Genomic DNA, 16,465 nt, shown 5'->3' on the forward strand with positions numbered 1-16,465 from the left:
TACCGGTAGCGGTCCAGCCGCTACCTAGACCGGCCCGCCACCCCTATCGAGTTAGTAACTCTCTGTGCAGCCGCGGCTTACGTGTCGCGGCGGCCGATCGCTTGGCGGATGTCGTCGGCACGAGCGCCCTTGCGGGTCGCCCCGTCGCGTTTGATGTTCACGCTCGGCACCCGCAGCGCCCGGGCCTGAGCCGAGATCGCCTCGGCGGTGGTGCCGTCGTACTGCTCGGGCATCTGGTCGGCCAGCCGTCCGGCGATCGCCTCCCAGTGCGCAGCCGTGTCGGCACCGAGCACGGTGAGGATGTCGGCCAGCACATCCCTGGCATTCCGCTCGACCTCCTCACCAGCCGCCATGCCGGTCAGCAGGCCCATGCGTTCGCGGTGCGCCCTTGCTGCGGTGAGGATCTTTTCGGCGTCGCTGTGGTCGGCCAGGAACGTCCGCACGGTCGGTGTCGCGTCTGCTGCGCCGTAGAGGTAGCCGACGCCTCGGTACTCGTCGCCGACCGGGAGGGTCGCGGCATCGAACCCTTCCGCATACGCATCGCCACCCAACACCGCCTCAGAGACGACGCGGTTGCCGCACTTCAGCGCGAACCGGACAGCGTGGTTATCCCTGTACCGGTTGAACAAACGGGCCACATCACCCGCACCGACACCAGAGGGCTTCTGCGAGCACGACACGATCACCACGCCCGCCGACGGCCCAACAGCCTGGATACGCGAGAGCTTGGCGGCGATCTGCTTGTTCACCTCCTGGTCCTCGGTCTCGAAGTAGACCTGGAACTCCTCCATCACCATCACCAGCACCCGCAGATCCGGATACCGCGCATCCCGCGCGAGTTCCTCGGTCAGCTTGCCTTCTGGGCATACCGACACGGGCAGGGCGGCGAGTTGGGTGTTGACACGGTCGATGTGGGCGAGGACTTCGTCGAGGATGGCCATCAGGTTGGCGATCGGGTCCGGGTCGTTCGGCGAGGGGTGGGTGCCGAACACGATGCGGTGGGCAACCAACTTGAACTTCAGCCAGTCCGGGGAGTTCTTTCCGTCGACCACGATCAACTTCACGTACGGGTCCAGCGCGGCATGCAACGCGATCAGCCGGGCCGCGAACGTCTTACCCTTGCGCGGCTGGGCACCAACCAGGAGCGAGATCCACATCAGCAGCAGCGACACCGGCGCGTCGCGCTCGTCCTTACCGAACTTCGCCGGACGCCAGATCGAGCGCGGCTTGCAGTCGAGCATGTCCGTCCGGCCCACCGGAACGGCAAGCGGGTCACTGTCGGCCACGAACAGCGTGTGGCGGCGCGAGCTGGACTTGTCCGGCGATAGGAACACCTGATTCATGTGCACATCCAGGCCGGACGCGATCTTCTCCCGCGCGCCTTGCACGTCGGACCAGCCCTTGCCGTACGGGAGATCCACCAGCACCTGCGACCCGGTGTTGCGGGCGTCCCTGGACATCTGCGACCCGAACCGGATCTCCTGGTCGGTCTTGTCCGGCTTGCCGAGTCCGGCCGCGTAGTAGGCGCGCAGGACGATGTCCGAGTTCAGCTTCCGGAACCGAGGCGCGACCACCGCAGTACCGACCAGTGTCTGACCGGCCGGGCGGCCGTAGTGCGCGAGCGCAGCGACCGCACCGACACCCGCAGCCGCTAGAAGCCCTGCGGGAGCAGCGTTCCAGGCGATCGGTGCACTGATCATCAGGCCGAGGTTCTGCGCCGTCAGAACGCAGCCCCTCCACAGACGGGTTGCCTTGAGCTGACGGTGGATCTTCTCCCACTCCTTCAGCTCCCGATCGTCGGCCGCTGCCTGCTCAAGGGCGACCGAGTTCGGGACCCACCACCAGGCGATCTGCTTGCCTACCAGGCGAAACAGGCCACGACCGGCGAACCAGGACAGCTTGGCTCCGTACCAGGGCGACCGGACACCGTGGTACGCGGCGACATGCGCCGAACGAGCCAGCGCACGGCGTGCGGTGGCGGGCAGGTTTTCGGGGCGCAGGTGCACCGGGATAATCGGCAGCCGCTCCCCCGGCGCGACCGCTACCGGCATGCCCAGCTGGTCCACCGGCACGAGCACCTTGCCCGCGCCCGGCGTCGTGTCGGTCTCGTCGTCCAAGGCGACTTCGTACGCGGTGTCCATGCGCTCGACGTCACCCGTCGACAGCGGGACGGTTTGGCCGGCATCGGTAGCCGATCCCTGCGGAGCCTCGTCGCGGCGGGCACGGCGGGCATCCAAATCGATCGGCTCAGGAACCTCGTTCGGAAGCTCAGTCATGGTTAGTTCCCTCCACGGTCGAAGACGATCCGGAACGGCCCGACCCACAGGTAGGTGAGATCGGCTTCCTCCAAAGTGCTGACGGTGGTCATGGCGAGCGCCTTGCTTACGGCGTCTTGGTATTCATCCGGCCATCCGGCCATCGCTATCCGGACGCACGGTGTCATCGCGGCGATTGCGCCGATGAGGCTTGCGATCTCATCGATGTTGAAGTCGGTTGGCTCAGCCGGGGGCACGTCGTTGGGATTGGGCATGTCAGTTGTCCCCCTTCTGGGCGGGGCGGGCGTGGATGAGGTGGGCCAGGGCTGCGCCCATCCCGAGCACGGCGACGGGCAGGCAGGCGACAACGGTGGTGATCTGCCAGGGCGCTCGGGTGACGCCAGCGGCCTCTAGCAGGTGATAGGCGACCTGACCGAGCGCACCCAGAAGCAGGGCGCTCAGTGCGGACCACTTCGCGAACCGGCGAGCCGAGATCGGGACTCGGCCGGACAGCCATACCCGCAGTGCGAATGCCGCATAGGTCTCCACGCCGATTGGCAACGTGATTGCGGAGTTGATTGTGAAGCCGTCCGCGATGCCGGGCAGCGGGTGCACGACTCCGAAGCCGGTGAGTTCACCGAGCCCGACCCAGCCGGACCAGACCGCGACGAACGCAGGCAATGCCAGCAAGAGGACTGGCCAGGAACGAACTAGTCGAACCTCCGATGGGGAAGCCGCGGGGACCTCCGCAGACAGGGTGAGTTCGGCAACCATCCCTAGGTCTGCGGGTGCCGTGACCTGCGGAGATGCCCCCTCATCGACTGCGGCGGGAGTCTGAGCCGCCGCATCGTCGCGTCCGGCGTCGCCCGGGTCTGGCACCGAGCGCAGGTGAGGCTCGGCCGGTCCCGAGGTGGGTTCGGTGAGAGCGTCCAGGATGGTCCGGGCCTTGTCGGCGCCGATCCGGTATTCCTTCATGATCCGGTTGCGCGAGGGGAGGTTGCCCAGCTCGGCCGTGAGCTCGCGGGCGGCAGGGATCAGGTCCTCAACCGGCACCGGATAAGTGCTGCGGACCGGGGTGCTCACGATGCCACCCGCTCACTGCCGGTACGCGTGGCGTTGTCGTCGGCCAGGTCGCGGGCGACAGCCAACACTCGGCGTTCGGCGCGGCGTACCCGTCGACGGTCCAGCACAGACACCGACTCCCCCAGCGTGATGCAGGCGATCTCGGCGTTGAGCAGATCCAGCTCGGCCGCGATCAGCGGCCATTCGTACTCGATCTCGGCCAGCTCAGCGGCGGTTGGTTCGTGGTCTTCGGCCTGAAAGGCGATGATGTTCACGGGGTTGTACTCCTGTTCTCAGCGGACTAGTTCGACCCCTGACACCTCGGCGGCTACAACCGCCGGGGTGTCCCTTTCGGGATCCGATCTCGTGTTGCGCAACACTGTAGCGATACATGTATGAGTTGCGCAACTGTGGCGCGGTATTCTGGGTTTGTGACTGACTTACGTGATGACTTGGCAGCGGCCACCCGCCGCTACGAACGAACAGACGCGGCCCACGAAGCCGCCCGGCAAGAGGTGATGGCGGCCGTGCTCGCAGCGTTGCGAGCTGGCGTCCCGCCAACCGAGGTCGAGCGGCTCTCGCCGTTCACATCGGCGTACATCCGCAAGATGGCTCGGGCGGAGGGCATCCCCCCGGCCGCACCGGGGCCCAAGCGCTCGACCAACTGAGTGTGTTCGGCGGGTTGTGCTGATGAGCTGTTCGGCATGACTTGAGTCTTAGCGAGATCCAGTCTCGATCTAGCCCCGCGTGTATCTCATCTCCACCGTCCGTGACCCATCTGGTCTCATCCGTGTCTCATCGCGTTGATACGCTCGCGGCTCCAACGACCTCTGGGGGAGGCAATGACCACCGAAACGGCGCTCAAGGTCCTGCTTCGGCAGCGGCACCTACAGGAGCACCGCGCCTTCTGCCGCGAATACGACAAGATCGCCCGGACGATCGACCGCGAACTGGTCGGCAGCCACCCAAGCAAGGCGACCTTCTATCGATGGCTGTCTGGCAACCTGTCCGGCCTGCCTCATCCAAGTCACTGCCGCATCCTCGAAAGCATGCTCCCGGGCTGGACGGCTCAAGCGATTTTCGAACCATGGCCTGGCGAGGATGACCAGCCTTCGGATGCGCCCGCCGTTGCCGCTTCCGCAATGCCGGCCGAATTGGCGGGCGTCACCGCGATCTACCCCAGTCGCACCGAGTTCTCCCACGAAATGCCGTCGACCAAGCTGTTCGACACCGCGATGACCGTCGACGCGATGGGCCTGTCGCTGAACCTGATCTGCCAGCAGTACCCGGATCTCAAGCTTCGGGCTTTGCTTCGCCGGGCATCCGTTCGGCTGCTCTTCCTGGACCCGGACGGCGATTCGATCAAACGCCGGAACATCGAAGAGGGCCACGAAGACGGCCACCTGTCTGCCTGGTCCATCGGCAACATCAACATCATGAGACGTCTGCGCGAAGACCTGCCGCCAGAGGCCGCCGAGCGGCTTCAGCTCCGGATGTACGACGAGACGATCCGTTTCAACCTGATGTTCATCGACAACGAACTGGGCATCATGCAGACCTACCTACCGGCCCTGCGCGGACTCGACTCCCCAACGTTCATGATGCGGCCGACCGGTCCTGACGGCACCGACCTGTACTCCGTGTACGCCCACGTCTTCAGCTCACTCTGGGAACGAGGCAAAACCCTGTGACCGACCTCCCCGCACTCCTGGCGACAGCTAGCGAGGCCACCGACAGAGCCAGCACGATCATCAGATCCCGTCAGCCCGGCGACCTGACAGCCAAGGGCGATCGCGACATGGCCTCCGAGGTCGACTACGCCGTAGAACAAGCCCTGCGGTCCTTCCTAGCCGATGCAACGCCGGAGATTGGCTTCCTCGGTGAAGAAGAGGGCCGGACCGCAGGCAAATCCGATGAACTGCTGTGGGTTCTCGACCCGGTCGACGGAACCGTGAATTTCGTGCACGGCATGCCCCTGGTCGCCGTGTCGCTCGGCCTGGTCGCCGGAGACCGTTCGATCCTCGGCGTTATCGAGATGCCCTTCCTCGGTAAGCATTACGCCGCCGCAGACGGCCTAGGCGCCACCTGCAACGGCCAGCCAATCCACCGCAGTACTTGTGCCAGCCTCAGCGATTCCCTCATCGCCATAGGTGACTACGCCGTTGGAACCAGCGCTCCCGAGCGCAACCAAGTACGGCTCGCATTGACCGCACTGCTCGCTGCGAACGTCCAGCGCATCCGGATGCTAGGCACAGCCGCAACCGATCTCGCGTGGGTTGCTGAGGGCAACCTCGACGCCTCAGTGATGTTCACCAACAAGCCGTGGGACACCAGTGCGGGAGTCCTTATCGCCCGTGAGGCTGGCGTCCAGGTGCTCGACGTCGACGGATCGCAGCACACCTTCAATTCGACCGGCACAGTGGCCGTCGCAACTCCGCTCGCAGCCGAACTGATGGACCTCATCCAGCAAGCCCAGTCGGCGACAGTTCCGCACTGAGCGTTGGTTCGGCGTGGCGGCGTCGATGCAGGGATCAGGACGCCGTCACACCTGCTCTGTAAGACACCACCTCAGGCACCGCGAGCACGCGCGTCTTCGTGAGGCGCTCGAAGTGACGCTTGATCATCGGCGGCGGTCCGAGGACGGAGAAGTGCAGCATGCTGGGCAGCAGAACCGCGCTGACGCTGTCTTGCATCGCGTCGGCAACGAGTGCCTCGAACGCGGCGGGCCAAGTTTCGATTTGCTCGACGTACAACGTGCCAAGCGTGAAGCCTTCCACCCGGGCGAAGTAGGCCAGGCGTTCTTTCGCGTACCGGGCCTCGGTCTGTGTCATCAACAGGTGCTGGCGCATATAGCCGATCACCACCAGGCCGTCACGCTCGTCAGCGGTCGTCGTCTCGGAGACGCCGGAAGTGATCGTTGAGTCGCCGGAGCCATCGGGATAGAAGCTGTCGGAGTCGTTCACGCACTATCGCCCCGCCATGTCGCGTAGGCAATCGACAACCATCAGTACGGCGAGCAAGCCGGTTGCGATCGAAAGCACGACCATTTCCGCATTCATGGCATGAGCCTAGAAATTGGCGGCCGTCCACAGCTACGGAATCGCGATTAGTTGCTATGCGATCTCGTCAAGAATGCTGACAAGTAAACTTCTCGCCTCACGCCCATAGAGGGCGGGCAGGCGCAGGCGTTCGAACATGCGCAGATACAACCCGATTTCTTGTGGCTGGGTGACATCGATACTCGCGGTCGGCGTTTCGAGCTGCACCAGCTTGTCGTCATAGATCCAGAACCCTGTCGAACCGACGACCTTCCGGTCCGACCGCAGCGGCACAATCCCCACCGAAACATTCGGCAGGGACATCACGGACATAAGCCGGTCGAGTTGGCCGGCCATCGTCTCCGATGAACCGAACTGGGTCCGAACCGCTGCCTCTTCGAGGACCACCGAGAACCGCTTGTCGCTGCGGTAGAGCACCGATTGACTCGCCATCCGGGCTTCCACGGCGGCGTCTAGGTCGTTGCGGGTGTCGAGGAACTCGATCCAGAACGACAGCAACGCCCGTGCGTATCCGGCCGTCTGGAAGATCCCCGGGATGACGTTGTGCTCATAGACCAGGAACCGGCCCTGTCCGCTCATGACGGGCTGACAGGGAATGAATGAGCTGCCGCAGTCCGGCTCGGGTCTGGCGGCGAAGTTCCAGATACATCGACTCGACCGTGCGTGCCTGGGCGATGAGGTCAGGCACCTCGTCATCTGCGCCACAGGCAGCGCACCACATCCGGATGTCGAGATCCGACAGGCCTTGAACGCCGGTCTCCATCTTGCTGACACGCGTGAAATGCCAGCCTGTCGCGGCCGCGATGTCGCGACCGGACAGACCGGCATCCTTGCGCAGTTCCCTGAGCCGTAGCCCGAGAGCTTCCTGCGCCTGTTTCGCTGCGCTAGATGGGGTCGTACTCACTGTGAGGTATCGCCAGCGCCCATACAGCGTCGAACGCGGTACGGCATAGCTCGATGTCCCTTGAATCGGTCGATGTCGTGAACGCCGTGTTCAGCCCAGCTCCGGAATAGTGCAAGAACACGACCAGCTCGTCGTCGAGTAGATAGAAGTCGTTCCCCGGCAGACACGTCGACGAGGTTCGCCGTCGCGGAACCCACCGAATATCCTCACCCGCCTCCACCATCGGATGGGCGATGCTCCGCGACCACCGCTGATACTCACTCAACGGCTCAGACACGACCCTGGCCCGGCGCACCGACCGGCCAGCCTTCACGTGCTCCCGCAGCTCCGCACACCACTCATCCAGCCACGCGAGATCATCCGGCTCACCCGCAGCCCACTTCGCCATGTACGGAAGCTCGGTCATCGTGCCGTAGGCATCACGGGTCTCGAGGTGAGCCGAACTCTCCTGAAACGAGTCCAGCAGCCTGGAAAACTCGCCCTCCGAAATCTCGTGCACGATCCTCCTACTTGAAGAACTGAATCATCCGATCCGGAATCTCCACCGCCGACTCCCCAGCCGGAAGATTCAGCGTAGCCAACGCGTCCGGATCATCAATGACCCACCCCTGCACCACCCAACTATCCCGATCCGTCTTGTAAATCGTCGGCGAGTTCTTCGGATTCGACGCCGGATCCCCACCAACAAACGTGAGCTCCATAATCCCCAACCTCCCAATGAAATTGCACTTTGTTGACGCCAACCAGCCTGACGTCCCCAACAGTTGCCCGTCAAGAGGGATTGCGAAAAGTTGCGATGAACGATTTTGAGTTTGCTCACCATGGAGATACCTCGCGGCTGAGCAGAAAGGTACGGTCACCGCATATCGGCGCTCGCCCAGAAGCCAGGGTCCACTCAGTCATCGACTGGCGAGGCGGTAGCGTTCCAGCCATGACATTGATGGCGTGGTTCTCGGCCTGCTGGGGACGGTCGGTGGATTGGGGATCAGTTGCCGAGTGGGTCGGTGGACTCGGCACTACCGGTGCCCTGCTGCTCGGCCTTCGCATCCTCGCTCGCGACCAGAACAACGCCGAACGAGCGCAAATGGATCAGATCGGCTGGTGGTACGGCACGCACAAGGTCCGGTGGGGCTGGATCGTCGCCAACAACAGCACCCTTCCGGTGCACGTATGGTTCGAGCCATCCACGACCGAGACGCCCCTCTTCTTCAACGGCCCCGTATCCACGGGTGCCCTCGCCAGAACCGGACAGGTCGTCGGCCCAGGCGAAACCTTCGTCTTCTATGTTGCCGATGCTCAGGGCCGTCGCGACGCTAGCCAGAAGATGGCGAAGCGCTCAGTTGTCATAGACAACGCGGGTCGTCAGTGGGAGCACCAGTTCGGGAAGGGCTGGATCTTGCTGCCAAAACGCCGGTCCATCACGATTGAACTCGACACTGAAGTTGGGGGCTGATCGTGAACAGCAAGAAACACAGCGAGAGCGAAACAGCAGGCGCAGTCGCTGGGATAATCGCAGAAATAGCATCTAAAGGGACACCGGGTGTCGGGCCAGCCGTCGCATTGACGATATCCGCCGTGCTTAAATCTGTCCAAATCGCGCGGATCAAACGAATGTCAGAGACCATTGAAATAGCAATGGACCTGATGGATGTCGGACTTGAGATATTCGAGGAACGCGCCGCAGAATACGACTCCCGCCTAGAGTTGCTCGCGCAGGTTCTGGAGACCGCAACACACACCACAATGCCAGAAAAAATCCGCGCACTAAGCAAGATCTTGGCCCACGGTTTCTTGGATGACCAGGACGGGATTGCACGGGCGCGCATACTTGCTGCAGCCTTGGGCGACATTGAAGGACCCCACATCCGCGTACTTGCATTGCTGAAGTCGGAACCGCATCCCCGGCCCCGGCACGACTCATGAAGCGATCGCGACAATTCAAGACGGCGACCCCGAGCCCCCGCCCCCGGCTGGGTGGAACGTCGACGAACTCGGTGAACGACTCGCGCAAGACGCAGTGATAATGCCCGCGATACTGGCGGTACTCTCCGGCCACGGATTAGCGACCACGGGCGTCCCTGGGCCAGCGGAAATGTGGGAGATCGTCGCGACTTACCGAGTCACACCCCTCGGATCTCTTTGCCTCGACTTATTAGAACTTTAACGTCTGCGGAATCACTGCGGGAGGGCATTCAACCAGTCGACCAAGGCGTCAATAGTTCGCGGCATGAAGCAGTCAAGAGCCGTGAGCTCTGCTGAGACCTGCACAGCATTCCGGGCCGCCTTGTCCGTGATAACCGCGTCACAGTACGCGACGGCGACACTCAAAGCGTCGATATCGTGTACGTCGTTCACTTTCCACGGGTGAAGCGGGTTCGCGTGATATCTCGTCTTAATGCTGACAGCAACACGGGTCGAGGGCATCGATTCGACGAAGTTGCGGATTCGATCGCGCTCGATTGCCGGGTCACCTTCAAGAACGTCACCAATAGTGGTGGAGCGGCGAATCATACTGCGTGTCAACGCATCATTCCATTCGTGGATAAGTTCTCGGGCGGCCACCGCATCACGCAATCGGCCGGCGCGCCAGTTGGTGTCTTTATCAGCATTGAGAATCCTTACGAGTTCTCTCTCGAAGTCGACCCTCGACTCAGCCCCCTTGGCGATCTCCTCTGGTGCATAGCCATTCGCTCGAAGCGAAACGAGGTCTGCAGTCGACGGGCCAGCGAGGAGTGCGCGAGTCAAGGACCGCTCCGCAGACGCCAACATTCCATCGAACTGACCAGCGCCAATCGTGTTCCTCATTTCTTCAGTAACATCAGCTACACCCCGACGAACGCGGAATCCCCTTAAACCGAGTGCCGAACTAATTCCGAAGCCGACGAGTGGCACAGGCGCGAGTAAAGTACGCGTTCCTAGGATTCGATCAAGGACAGCTTCAATCTCCATCTCAGCAATCCTTGACCTGGTAGGAAGCGCATCGAAATCGCTGATGTCCTCCATAACTTTCGTCACGTCAGCGCGTTGTCGAGGGCTCCCGTTCTGACCCATTTCGATAAAATGAATCATAGAGAGCGGAAATCTGGCGCGGCCTGCTGCCTTTGCCCGCAAAATAGCGTCCAAGAGGTCGCGATAGACGGGCGGAACATCCGGATTGCCCTTAATTAGTTTTGCGAGATTGATGAAATGGTTCAGGTCTAAGTAGACGAGCCTGGCCGGACTATCGCGCTGGAGATCCGCCGGCCAAACGAGGTCGGGCGGTTGATCTGCGCCAGAACGACGGCTGCTAGACATTCTTTGCCCCCTGAATTCGGATCCTTGATTCTGACTGTCCGACGATCTCAAAGCAAATTGTTTTGCCTGAGCGAAGGACGAGGCCAACCACGACGCGCGAGCCTACGCCCAGCCGATAGCCCGCCGTCTCGTCGAACCGACCCTCTGGCGGCGGATCTGCCGACCCGACCGGGTATGAATGTGGGAGTCATCCGCGGCCGTGCGCAGCCTGCTAATGGCGCCATTCGACTCGCAGATTGTGAGTTATGGCAGCAGAGTATCGGCCGGATCATTGAAATCCTCGAGTCCCCACCCTACGGGCCGGGGCCATTCGTCACCTGATCCATTCCAGCGCTCAGGCAGATAGGTCCAAAAGCTCTCGGTGCCGTCCGGGACAACTTGGAGCTTGAATCCATCCGCCTCACCAGCCTCTAGCGCCCTGACAGCATCGGCCGCATTAGTGAGCTTGGTTCTCAGGCTGAATGTTCTAGCTGGGCCAAGCATAAATGAGTGTCCGAACATCTCGAATCCGAATATCTCATTCTCCATCATGAATACTCCCGCTTCCGATTCGAGAACAGTCCGCAGGCCATCGGAGTCGGCCCCATTTAGATGGACGGTGAGATTGTTCATGCGCGGAACAACGGCGCACTTCCCCTCGATCAGTAGGCGTGCACACCGGAGATACAGGCGATCTTCGCCACTCACATCTTCAGGCATTGGGAAATAGGATTCACAATGACGCTGTACGATATTGAGATCATCCGCAAAGAGTCGAAGGCGTTCGAAATCTGCTCGAGATGATGCCGGAATCAATGATCGCTGGCTATTCAGCATGATCTTTCCGAGCGAATTTCCATCAACCTTCATGGCGGCGACCACACTGTTCTCAAGCGCGTCGATGAGTTGGAGCATTCGCAGCACAGTGAACGGATCTGCGCCCTGGAAATCCAGCGACATCTTGATCTCGCCGCCAACGGAGGCGTCGTGTGGAAAGAGTAGGGTCAGGGTGATCGCATCGTAGAAACAAACGACGAGCGATCTGCCGCGTGTCGCTTCGGCCGCGGAGCGGGTCACTCCAGTGTGCGACGAGAGCGTGCCTGAGTTCGCGTCCTGGAACTCAAAGACGAACGGCAACCGAGGCGACTCAGCGGGATAGAGGGTCACTTCTACCCCCTCCCCGCGCCATGCGAGCAACTCTGGGCCTGTGACCTCGAATGAGGCGACGACATCAGGCGGAAGTGTTACGCGCTCAGTTATCCCGTAATCGACCTGGCGTCGAAAGATTGACTCAAGGCTCTTTTGGTCAGGGCCGAATGTGGTTGTCATATTAATGCCGACTGGGCTGACTTCGGCCGCTCGACTGTGCTTGGCGCGAATCACCTGGGTTACTTCGCCATTGCGGCTGCTGAAATCTAGCCCCCAGTTAAGGTCGGCATCATCGATAACGCTGTGGAGAGCGCGTATCCGCGCCTCGACGTCCGCAACTCCCCCTGTGAGGAGATCCTTCTCACGGTTGTAGATTAGCGCTTTTGTGATTGAGTCGTCTCGGGTGAAGTAGGCGACTATGTCGAGGTGTGCTGACAGTCGTTCGTTAAGGCGCGCTTGATCCACATAGTCGACTCTAATCTTTGAATCGCCCTTAAGACCATCCACGTATTTCTGCTCGGATTGCGTCAAGTTGCATGGTACTACCAAGATCCATTCATATGGCGCATCTTCTAATGCAGATGCGAAGGACCTTTTGATTTGGTCTCTTCGTTTGACATTAATTTTTGAGAAGCCTTCAGGGAAGTACTTTAATTGAATAATGCGAACCCGCCCGCCTTGCCTCACATATATGTCTTTTCCTCCGTCACCCCCTCGGCCGTCGTAGACACGAAATTCATCAGCACCGTCATACAGTCGGGTAAAGAGAGCCTCGACGATTCGGTCAAACTTATCCCGCCCGATCTTGGCCCACTCGATCTCCACGACGATCTCCCCTTGGATGGACTCATTAGGTGCGCTTATGTTTACACCATCCATCTGTCATACGAACAGATGCAACGCGGCCCACAAGTCTGGCCTCAATGCCCTCAGCCACGATCAGAACATCAGTCATACTCCGCGTCGCTGGTTGTCGGTTCTATCGGTTTCAGGAGCTGTCGGTGGCCGGATGGAGGTTCTCCGCCTCGCCACCCGGCGGGGTGATCCTTGCACTGGGGCGACCGTTACTGATGTCGTCAATCTGGCGAGCCTTCGCGCTCCGGAGGCACACCCTTAGATGAGGGCCACGCCCGGCGGCCCCTTCGTAAGAGATTGCTCCCCGAACTCCGGTGGGAATCACCGGATGACGAGGGTCTCAAAATGGGTCTCATTCGCCTCCGTACAGGTCCGTTCGCTGGGGTTCATCTCCCAGACCGGTTGCGCTCGGCGAGCGCTTCCGGTTCTCGCCAGACGCCAGTACGACGACCCACCGAGCGGCCGCAGTTCTGTTTTGTCGAGCTTGTACTACGCCCCGCGCGGGCTCATGCCCCGGTGACGATCACCAGTTCGTTGCCTTCGGGGTCGGCGAGGTGCCACCGGTTCTCTGACTCGTCGAGGAGCCGGCCGCCGGCTGCGATGGTTGTGGCGAGGCGGGTCTGCGCGAGGTCTGACGGCACAGCGAGTTCGAAGTGGATGCGGTTGCGCTGCCGGCGCCGCTCGATCTCCGAAGCGTCGAGCTCTTGGAATACCAGTACCGGGTTCAGCCGCCGCGGATCGTGGATGTCGCTGACCCCGGCTCGCCGGTCGTGGGTGTACCCGAGGACGGCGACCCAGAACGCGCGGACCGCGGCGACGTCGGAGGCGTCGAGGAAGAGCTGAGCGAAGCGCGGCAGCCCCGGGTCCGCAGTGGCCCCGAGTTCGCGGGCAGCGGTCTGGAGGTTTCCGGCGAGGTCGGTGAAGTCGAGCTCGAGGCCGTGGGCGTCGTCCTCCCACTGGTCCTTACCGCTGTCGATGATCACGAGCCCGGGGCGCAGGTCGACCAGCAGCGGGAAGCCCGTCTCGTCGGCCAGCGCCGCCGCTGCGGCGGCCAGGTCACGCTGCTGCGTCGGCGAGGTGATGCGGTAGCACGCCATCGCGCTGAACACCGCCTGCCAGTCGGCTGTCCCGATCTTCTCGCCGAGCACGTCGCCTGGCACCAGGTCGACCTCGTTGCCGTCGGGGTCGGTGTGACAGACCCCGTACGGTCCCGACGCCTCACCAAGACTCGCCTGCTCGACCGCCGCGGCCGGCCGCACTACGTCAAGGTGGATGCGGTTTCGCAACGGCCGTGGCTCGGTCGACTGCCGGATCCGTACTGCGGGGTCGCGCCGCAACGGATCCGCCAAACCGCCGTCCTCCCCAGGCGCGTAGTCGAGTACGCGCTGCCAGAAGCCCCTCACCACAGGCGGGTTCGCGGATTCCAACACGACGCTCAGGCGCTGCAGCACGGCAGGGTTCGCGGCCAGCTCGAGATCCCGCGCGGCCGCCGACACCGCCTCGGCGTGTTCGGGTGAGTCGAGGCGCACCTGCAGGCCTGTCGCGCGCAGGTCGACCAAGATCTCGGCCGACAGCTCCACGATGCGTCCGGCCAGCGCAGCCCCCTCGATCAGCGAAGGCGCGTCGAACCATGCCGTCGCCACGCCATCGACCATCCGCCAATCCGATCCGATCTCTGTCATGCCCGGCACTGTAGAGCCCATTCCGGACGATCTCCTTCCGGATGACGATCATTCGGAAAGATCCGCACAACCCGGCTGCGGCGAGCGGCTGTGGTTCTGTTTTGGGTTCTGCCTGGAGGCGAATAGGCGGGGCGCCAGACCTGCGGCCCCGCCCAGGGTTCGGTCAGCGGCCCTGGAGGGACTTGACGTTGTCGCCGAAGGTCCAGTTCTTTGAGCCGTCCCAGTTGATGGACCAAGTCATTAGGCCCTTGAGGGAGCCGTTGAAGCTGTTCCAGGACTGGGCGACCAGGGATGGGGACATGTAGCCGCCGCCGGCGCCGGGTTGGGCTGGGAGGCCGGGGACCTGCTTGTCGTACGGGACTCGGATTGTGACGCCCTGGATGACGAGGCCGGTGTTGAGACAGGTGGTTTGGGCTACGAAGCCCTGGACCGTGCCTGCGGAGTACGAGTCGCCTGAGCAGCCATACATGCTGCCGTTGTAGTACTGCATGTTCAGCCACCACAGCCGGCCGTTGTCGGCGTACTTCTTGATGATGGGGAGGTAGGAACCCCAGATCGAGCCGTAAGTGACGCTGCCGCCGGTGACGTAGGCCGTTTCGGGTGCCATGGTCAGGCCGAAGTTCGATGGCATCTGGGCCAGGACACCGTCGATGATCCGGATCAGGTTGGCCTGCGAGGTGGACAACTGGTTGATGTTTCCGCTGCCGGTAAGGCCAGTTTCGATGTCGATGTCGATGCCGTCGAAGTTGTACTTCTTGAGCAGCGGCACCACGGTCGCCACGAACCGGTCAGCGACGGTGGACGAGCTGAGGTCAATACCTGCGGCCGCGCCGCCGATCGACATCAGGATGGTCTGACCTGCTGCCTTCGCCTGACACATCTCGGCGGGGGTGGCGATCTTCACGGTCGCGTCCATGCCGTCCTCCCACTTCACCGTGCCGTCGGAGAGGATCACCGGGAACGCCGCGTTGATCACGTTGTAGCCGTGCTGAGCGATCCGCGAGTCGGTGATCGGGGTCCAGCCGAAGGGCGGGTGTACGCCGTTGGAGGAACCGTCCCAGTTCTCCCAGTAGCCGTGCAGCACCTTGCCCGTCGGCCGGGACTTCACCGCGCAGGTCTCCGGTCCAGTCGGCGGGGTCGTGGGCGGCGTGCTGGGTGGGGTCGTCGGCGGAGTCGTGGGTGGGGTCGTAGGTGGCGTGGTCGGAGGAGTCGTGGGCGGTGTGGGCGGCGGGGTCGTGGGCGGCGTGGTCGGTGGGGTCGTGGGCGGCGTGCCGTCGCAGGCACCGAGGTCGAGCCACAGCGACGCGGCCGCGACCGGATTCCAGCCGGCGCCGGGCGGCGCGGTGTGCGCGGTACGGGCCTCGTACGACCGGTTCAGGTAGGTCACCTTGGCGCCGACGGAGTAGCTGACCCCTTCGGCCCACGCGGGAGCGGTACACGCCACTTGTACCGACGACTGCTCGGCCTGGGCCGCCACCAACCCGGCCGACCCGAGAAGCAGTCCGGTTGCAATGGCACTCGCTAGCACAGTCCCGACCCGACGGTTCATGGCCACTCCCATCTAATACGCAATGACCTTTCGTTTATCCACGTTAGGGGGCCGAACCCTCACGCCGCCACGACATGTCGGAAACCCGCCTCAGGGCCGGGGCGCCGTTAATTGCCGTGCTAGGCGAGGTTTGGCCGGTTAGGGTCCGGCAGTATGACGATCTCTCGGGAGCGGCCGCCGTTCGTGGCTGATGAGCGGACTCAACTGGTCGGCTGGCTGGATATGCAGCGGGCGCTGGTGCGGCGGAAGTGCGAGGGCCTCGCCGCCGCCGATGAGCAGCGGGTGGTGCTGCCGAGTTCGCCGCTGATGACGGTGGCCGGGCTGGTTTCGCACCTGCGGTGGACCGAGCACTGCTGGTTCAACGTGCTCTTCCTGGGCGAATCGTTCGAGGGCAATCCGCAGTTCCAGGAGGAGCCCGAGGACCTCGACATGATGCCGGGCGACGTACCGCTCGCTCAGTTGCTGGACGAATTCGAGCAGCAGTGCGAGGAGTCCAACAAGATCATCGCCGCGCATTCGATGGATGACATCGGCAAGCACCCGGACTTCGGCTCCGCCAAGGCGACGCTGCGCTGGATGCTGATCCACATGGTCGAGGAGACCGCCCGGCACGTCGGCCATCTGGACACGGTCCGCGAGCTGCTCGACGGCGAGAAAGGCTACTACTGAGCCACACT

The 16,465-nt window shown here is 62.7% G+C and carries 19 protein-coding genes; 6 read left to right on the forward strand and 13 right to left on the reverse strand.

Annotated features, from left to right (window positions below):
• Positions 1–77 precede the first annotated feature (77 nt).
• Genes F1D05_RS19460 through F1D05_RS19475 form a run of 4 tightly spaced genes read right to left on the reverse strand, consistent with a single transcriptional unit; the run spans position 78 to position 3,592 of the window.
• A complete protein-coding gene (locus tag F1D05_RS19460) occupies positions 78–2,276 on the reverse strand; it encodes a cell division protein FtsK (protein WP_185441630.1) in 2,199 nt (732 codons plus the stop codon).
• A 2-nt stretch (positions 2,277–2,278) separates the two neighbouring features.
• Positions 2,279–2,530: a hypothetical protein gene (locus tag F1D05_RS19465; protein ID WP_185441631.1), complete on the reverse strand. Its 252-nt coding sequence runs from the start codon at positions 2,528–2,530 to the stop codon at positions 2,279–2,281.
• Position 2,531: 1 nt separating this feature from the next.
• The gene (locus F1D05_RS19470; protein ID WP_185441632.1) at positions 2,532–3,338 is read right to left on the reverse strand and encodes an ABC transporter permease; all 807 of its coding nucleotides are present in this window, start codon (positions 3,336–3,338) and stop codon (positions 2,532–2,534) included.
• The gene (locus F1D05_RS19475; protein WP_185441633.1) at positions 3,335–3,592 is read right to left on the reverse strand and encodes a DUF6284 family protein; all 258 of its coding nucleotides are present in this window, start codon (positions 3,590–3,592) and stop codon (positions 3,335–3,337) included. Before F1D05_RS19475 ends, F1D05_RS19470 begins: the two co-directional genes overlap by 4 nt.
• Before the next feature lie 156 nt (positions 3,593–3,748).
• Between F1D05_RS19475 and F1D05_RS19480 the strand changes: the two genes are divergently transcribed.
• From F1D05_RS19480 to F1D05_RS19490, 3 genes are all read left to right on the forward strand, one after another.
• Positions 3,749–3,985, forward strand: coding sequence for a hypothetical protein (locus F1D05_RS19480; protein WP_185441634.1), 237 nt, complete (start codon positions 3,749–3,751; stop codon positions 3,983–3,985).
• Between the two features lie 174 nt (positions 3,986–4,159).
• Complete coding sequence (locus F1D05_RS19485; protein ID WP_185441635.1) at positions 4,160–5,008, forward strand: DUF5919 domain-containing protein; 849 nt, start codon at positions 4,160–4,162, stop codon at positions 5,006–5,008.
• The gene (locus F1D05_RS19490) at positions 5,005–5,814 is read left to right on the forward strand and encodes an inositol monophosphatase family protein (RefSeq protein WP_185441636.1); all 810 of its coding nucleotides are present in this window, start codon (positions 5,005–5,007) and stop codon (positions 5,812–5,814) included. The genes F1D05_RS19485 and F1D05_RS19490 overlap by 4 nt, the downstream gene beginning before the upstream one ends.
• 34 nt (positions 5,815–5,848) lie before the next feature.
• On the opposite strand, the gene F1D05_RS19495 is transcribed toward F1D05_RS19490, so the two are convergent.
• From F1D05_RS19495 to F1D05_RS19510, 5 genes are all read right to left on the reverse strand, one after another.
• The gene (locus tag F1D05_RS19495) at positions 5,849–6,280 is read right to left on the reverse strand and encodes a hypothetical protein (protein WP_185441637.1); all 432 of its coding nucleotides are present in this window, start codon (positions 6,278–6,280) and stop codon (positions 5,849–5,851) included.
• Between the two features lie 150 nt (positions 6,281–6,430).
• A complete protein-coding gene (locus tag F1D05_RS40445; RefSeq protein WP_246485767.1) occupies positions 6,431–6,955 on the reverse strand; it encodes a DUF5753 domain-containing protein in 525 nt (174 codons plus the stop codon).
• Positions 6,924–7,280 (reverse strand): helix-turn-helix domain-containing protein, encoded by a 357-nt coding sequence (locus tag F1D05_RS40450; RefSeq protein ID WP_246485768.1) that lies wholly within the window; start codon positions 7,278–7,280, stop codon positions 6,924–6,926. Before F1D05_RS40450 ends, F1D05_RS40445 begins: the two co-directional genes overlap by 32 nt.
• Positions 7,261–7,779 (reverse strand): DUF6879 family protein, encoded by a 519-nt coding sequence (locus F1D05_RS19505; protein WP_185441638.1) that lies wholly within the window; start codon positions 7,777–7,779, stop codon positions 7,261–7,263. The genes F1D05_RS40450 and F1D05_RS19505 overlap by 20 nt, the downstream gene beginning before the upstream one ends.
• 7 nt (positions 7,780–7,786) lie before the next feature.
• Complete coding sequence (locus F1D05_RS19510; RefSeq protein ID WP_185441639.1) at positions 7,787–7,981, reverse strand: hypothetical protein; 195 nt, start codon at positions 7,979–7,981, stop codon at positions 7,787–7,789.
• Positions 7,982–8,076: 95 nt separating this feature from the next.
• Between F1D05_RS19510 and F1D05_RS19515 the strand changes: the two genes are divergently transcribed.
• Positions 8,077–8,733: a hypothetical protein gene (locus F1D05_RS19515; protein WP_185441640.1), complete on the forward strand. Its 657-nt coding sequence runs from the start codon at positions 8,077–8,079 to the stop codon at positions 8,731–8,733.
• Positions 8,734–8,735: 2 nt separating this feature from the next.
• Positions 8,736–9,203, forward strand: a complete 468-nt coding sequence (locus F1D05_RS19520) for a hypothetical protein (RefSeq protein WP_185441641.1) — start codon at positions 8,736–8,738, stop codon at positions 9,201–9,203.
• Between the two features lie 252 nt (positions 9,204–9,455).
• On the opposite strand, the gene F1D05_RS19525 is transcribed toward F1D05_RS19520, so the two are convergent.
• From F1D05_RS19525 to F1D05_RS19540, 4 genes are all read right to left on the reverse strand, one after another.
• Positions 9,456–10,574, reverse strand: coding sequence for a hypothetical protein (locus tag F1D05_RS19525; protein ID WP_185441642.1), 1,119 nt, complete (start codon positions 10,572–10,574; stop codon positions 9,456–9,458).
• Between the two features lie 243 nt (positions 10,575–10,817).
• Positions 10,818–12,527 (reverse strand): hypothetical protein, encoded by a 1,710-nt coding sequence (locus tag F1D05_RS19530; protein ID WP_185441643.1) that lies wholly within the window; start codon positions 12,525–12,527, stop codon positions 10,818–10,820.
• Between the two features lie 536 nt (positions 12,528–13,063).
• Entirely contained in the window at positions 13,064–14,239 is a 1,176-nt protein-coding gene (locus F1D05_RS19535; RefSeq protein ID WP_206685762.1) for a VOC family protein, read from the reverse strand.
• A gap of 163 nt (positions 14,240–14,402) precedes the next feature.
• A complete protein-coding gene (locus tag F1D05_RS19540; RefSeq protein ID WP_185441644.1) occupies positions 14,403–15,788 on the reverse strand; it encodes a glycosyl hydrolase family 18 protein in 1,386 nt (461 codons plus the stop codon).
• A 153-nt stretch (positions 15,789–15,941) separates the two neighbouring features.
• Here F1D05_RS19540 and F1D05_RS19545 point away from each other — a divergent pair, with 153 nt between their 5' ends.
• Positions 15,942–16,457: a DinB family protein gene (locus F1D05_RS19545; RefSeq protein ID WP_185441645.1), complete on the forward strand. Its 516-nt coding sequence runs from the start codon at positions 15,942–15,944 to the stop codon at positions 16,455–16,457.
• Positions 16,458–16,465 lie beyond the last annotated feature (8 nt).

Origin of the sequence: Kribbella qitaiheensis, assembly GCF_014217565.1 — a bacterium.
GTDB lineage: Bacteria > Actinomycetota > Actinomycetes > Propionibacteriales > Kribbellaceae > Kribbella > Kribbella qitaiheensis_A.

Coding starts and splice junctions, on each gene's coding strand:
- F1D05_RS19460 (WP_185441630.1), bottom strand. CDS start 2,276: ATGACTGAGCTTCCGAACGAGGTTCCTGAGCCGATCGATTTGGATGCC.
- F1D05_RS19465 (WP_185441631.1), bottom strand. CDS start 2,530: ATGCCCAATCCCAACGACGTGCCCCCGGCTGAGCCAACCGACTTCAAC.
- F1D05_RS19485 (WP_185441635.1), top strand. CDS start 4,160: ATGACCACCGAAACGGCGCTCAAGGTCCTGCTTCGGCAGCGGCACCTA.
- F1D05_RS40445 (WP_246485767.1), bottom strand. CDS start 6,955: ATGAGCGGACAGGGCCGGTTCCTGGTCTATGAGCACAACGTCATCCCG.
- F1D05_RS19510 (WP_185441639.1), bottom strand. CDS start 7,981: ATGGAGCTCACGTTTGTTGGTGGGGATCCGGCGTCGAATCCGAAGAAC.
- F1D05_RS19515 (WP_185441640.1), top strand. CDS start 8,077: ATGAACGATTTTGAGTTTGCTCACCATGGAGATACCTCGCGGCTGAGC.
- F1D05_RS19525 (WP_185441642.1), bottom strand. CDS start 10,574: ATGTCTAGCAGCCGTCGTTCTGGCGCAGATCAACCGCCCGACCTCGTT.
- F1D05_RS19535 (WP_206685762.1), bottom strand. CDS start 14,239: ATGACAGAGATCGGATCGGATTGGCGGATGGTCGATGGCGTGGCGACG.
- F1D05_RS19540 (WP_185441644.1), bottom strand. CDS start 15,788: ATGAACCGTCGGGTCGGGACTGTGCTAGCGAGTGCCATTGCAACCGGA.
- F1D05_RS19545 (WP_185441645.1), top strand. CDS start 15,942: ATGACGATCTCTCGGGAGCGGCCGCCGTTCGTGGCTGATGAGCGGACT.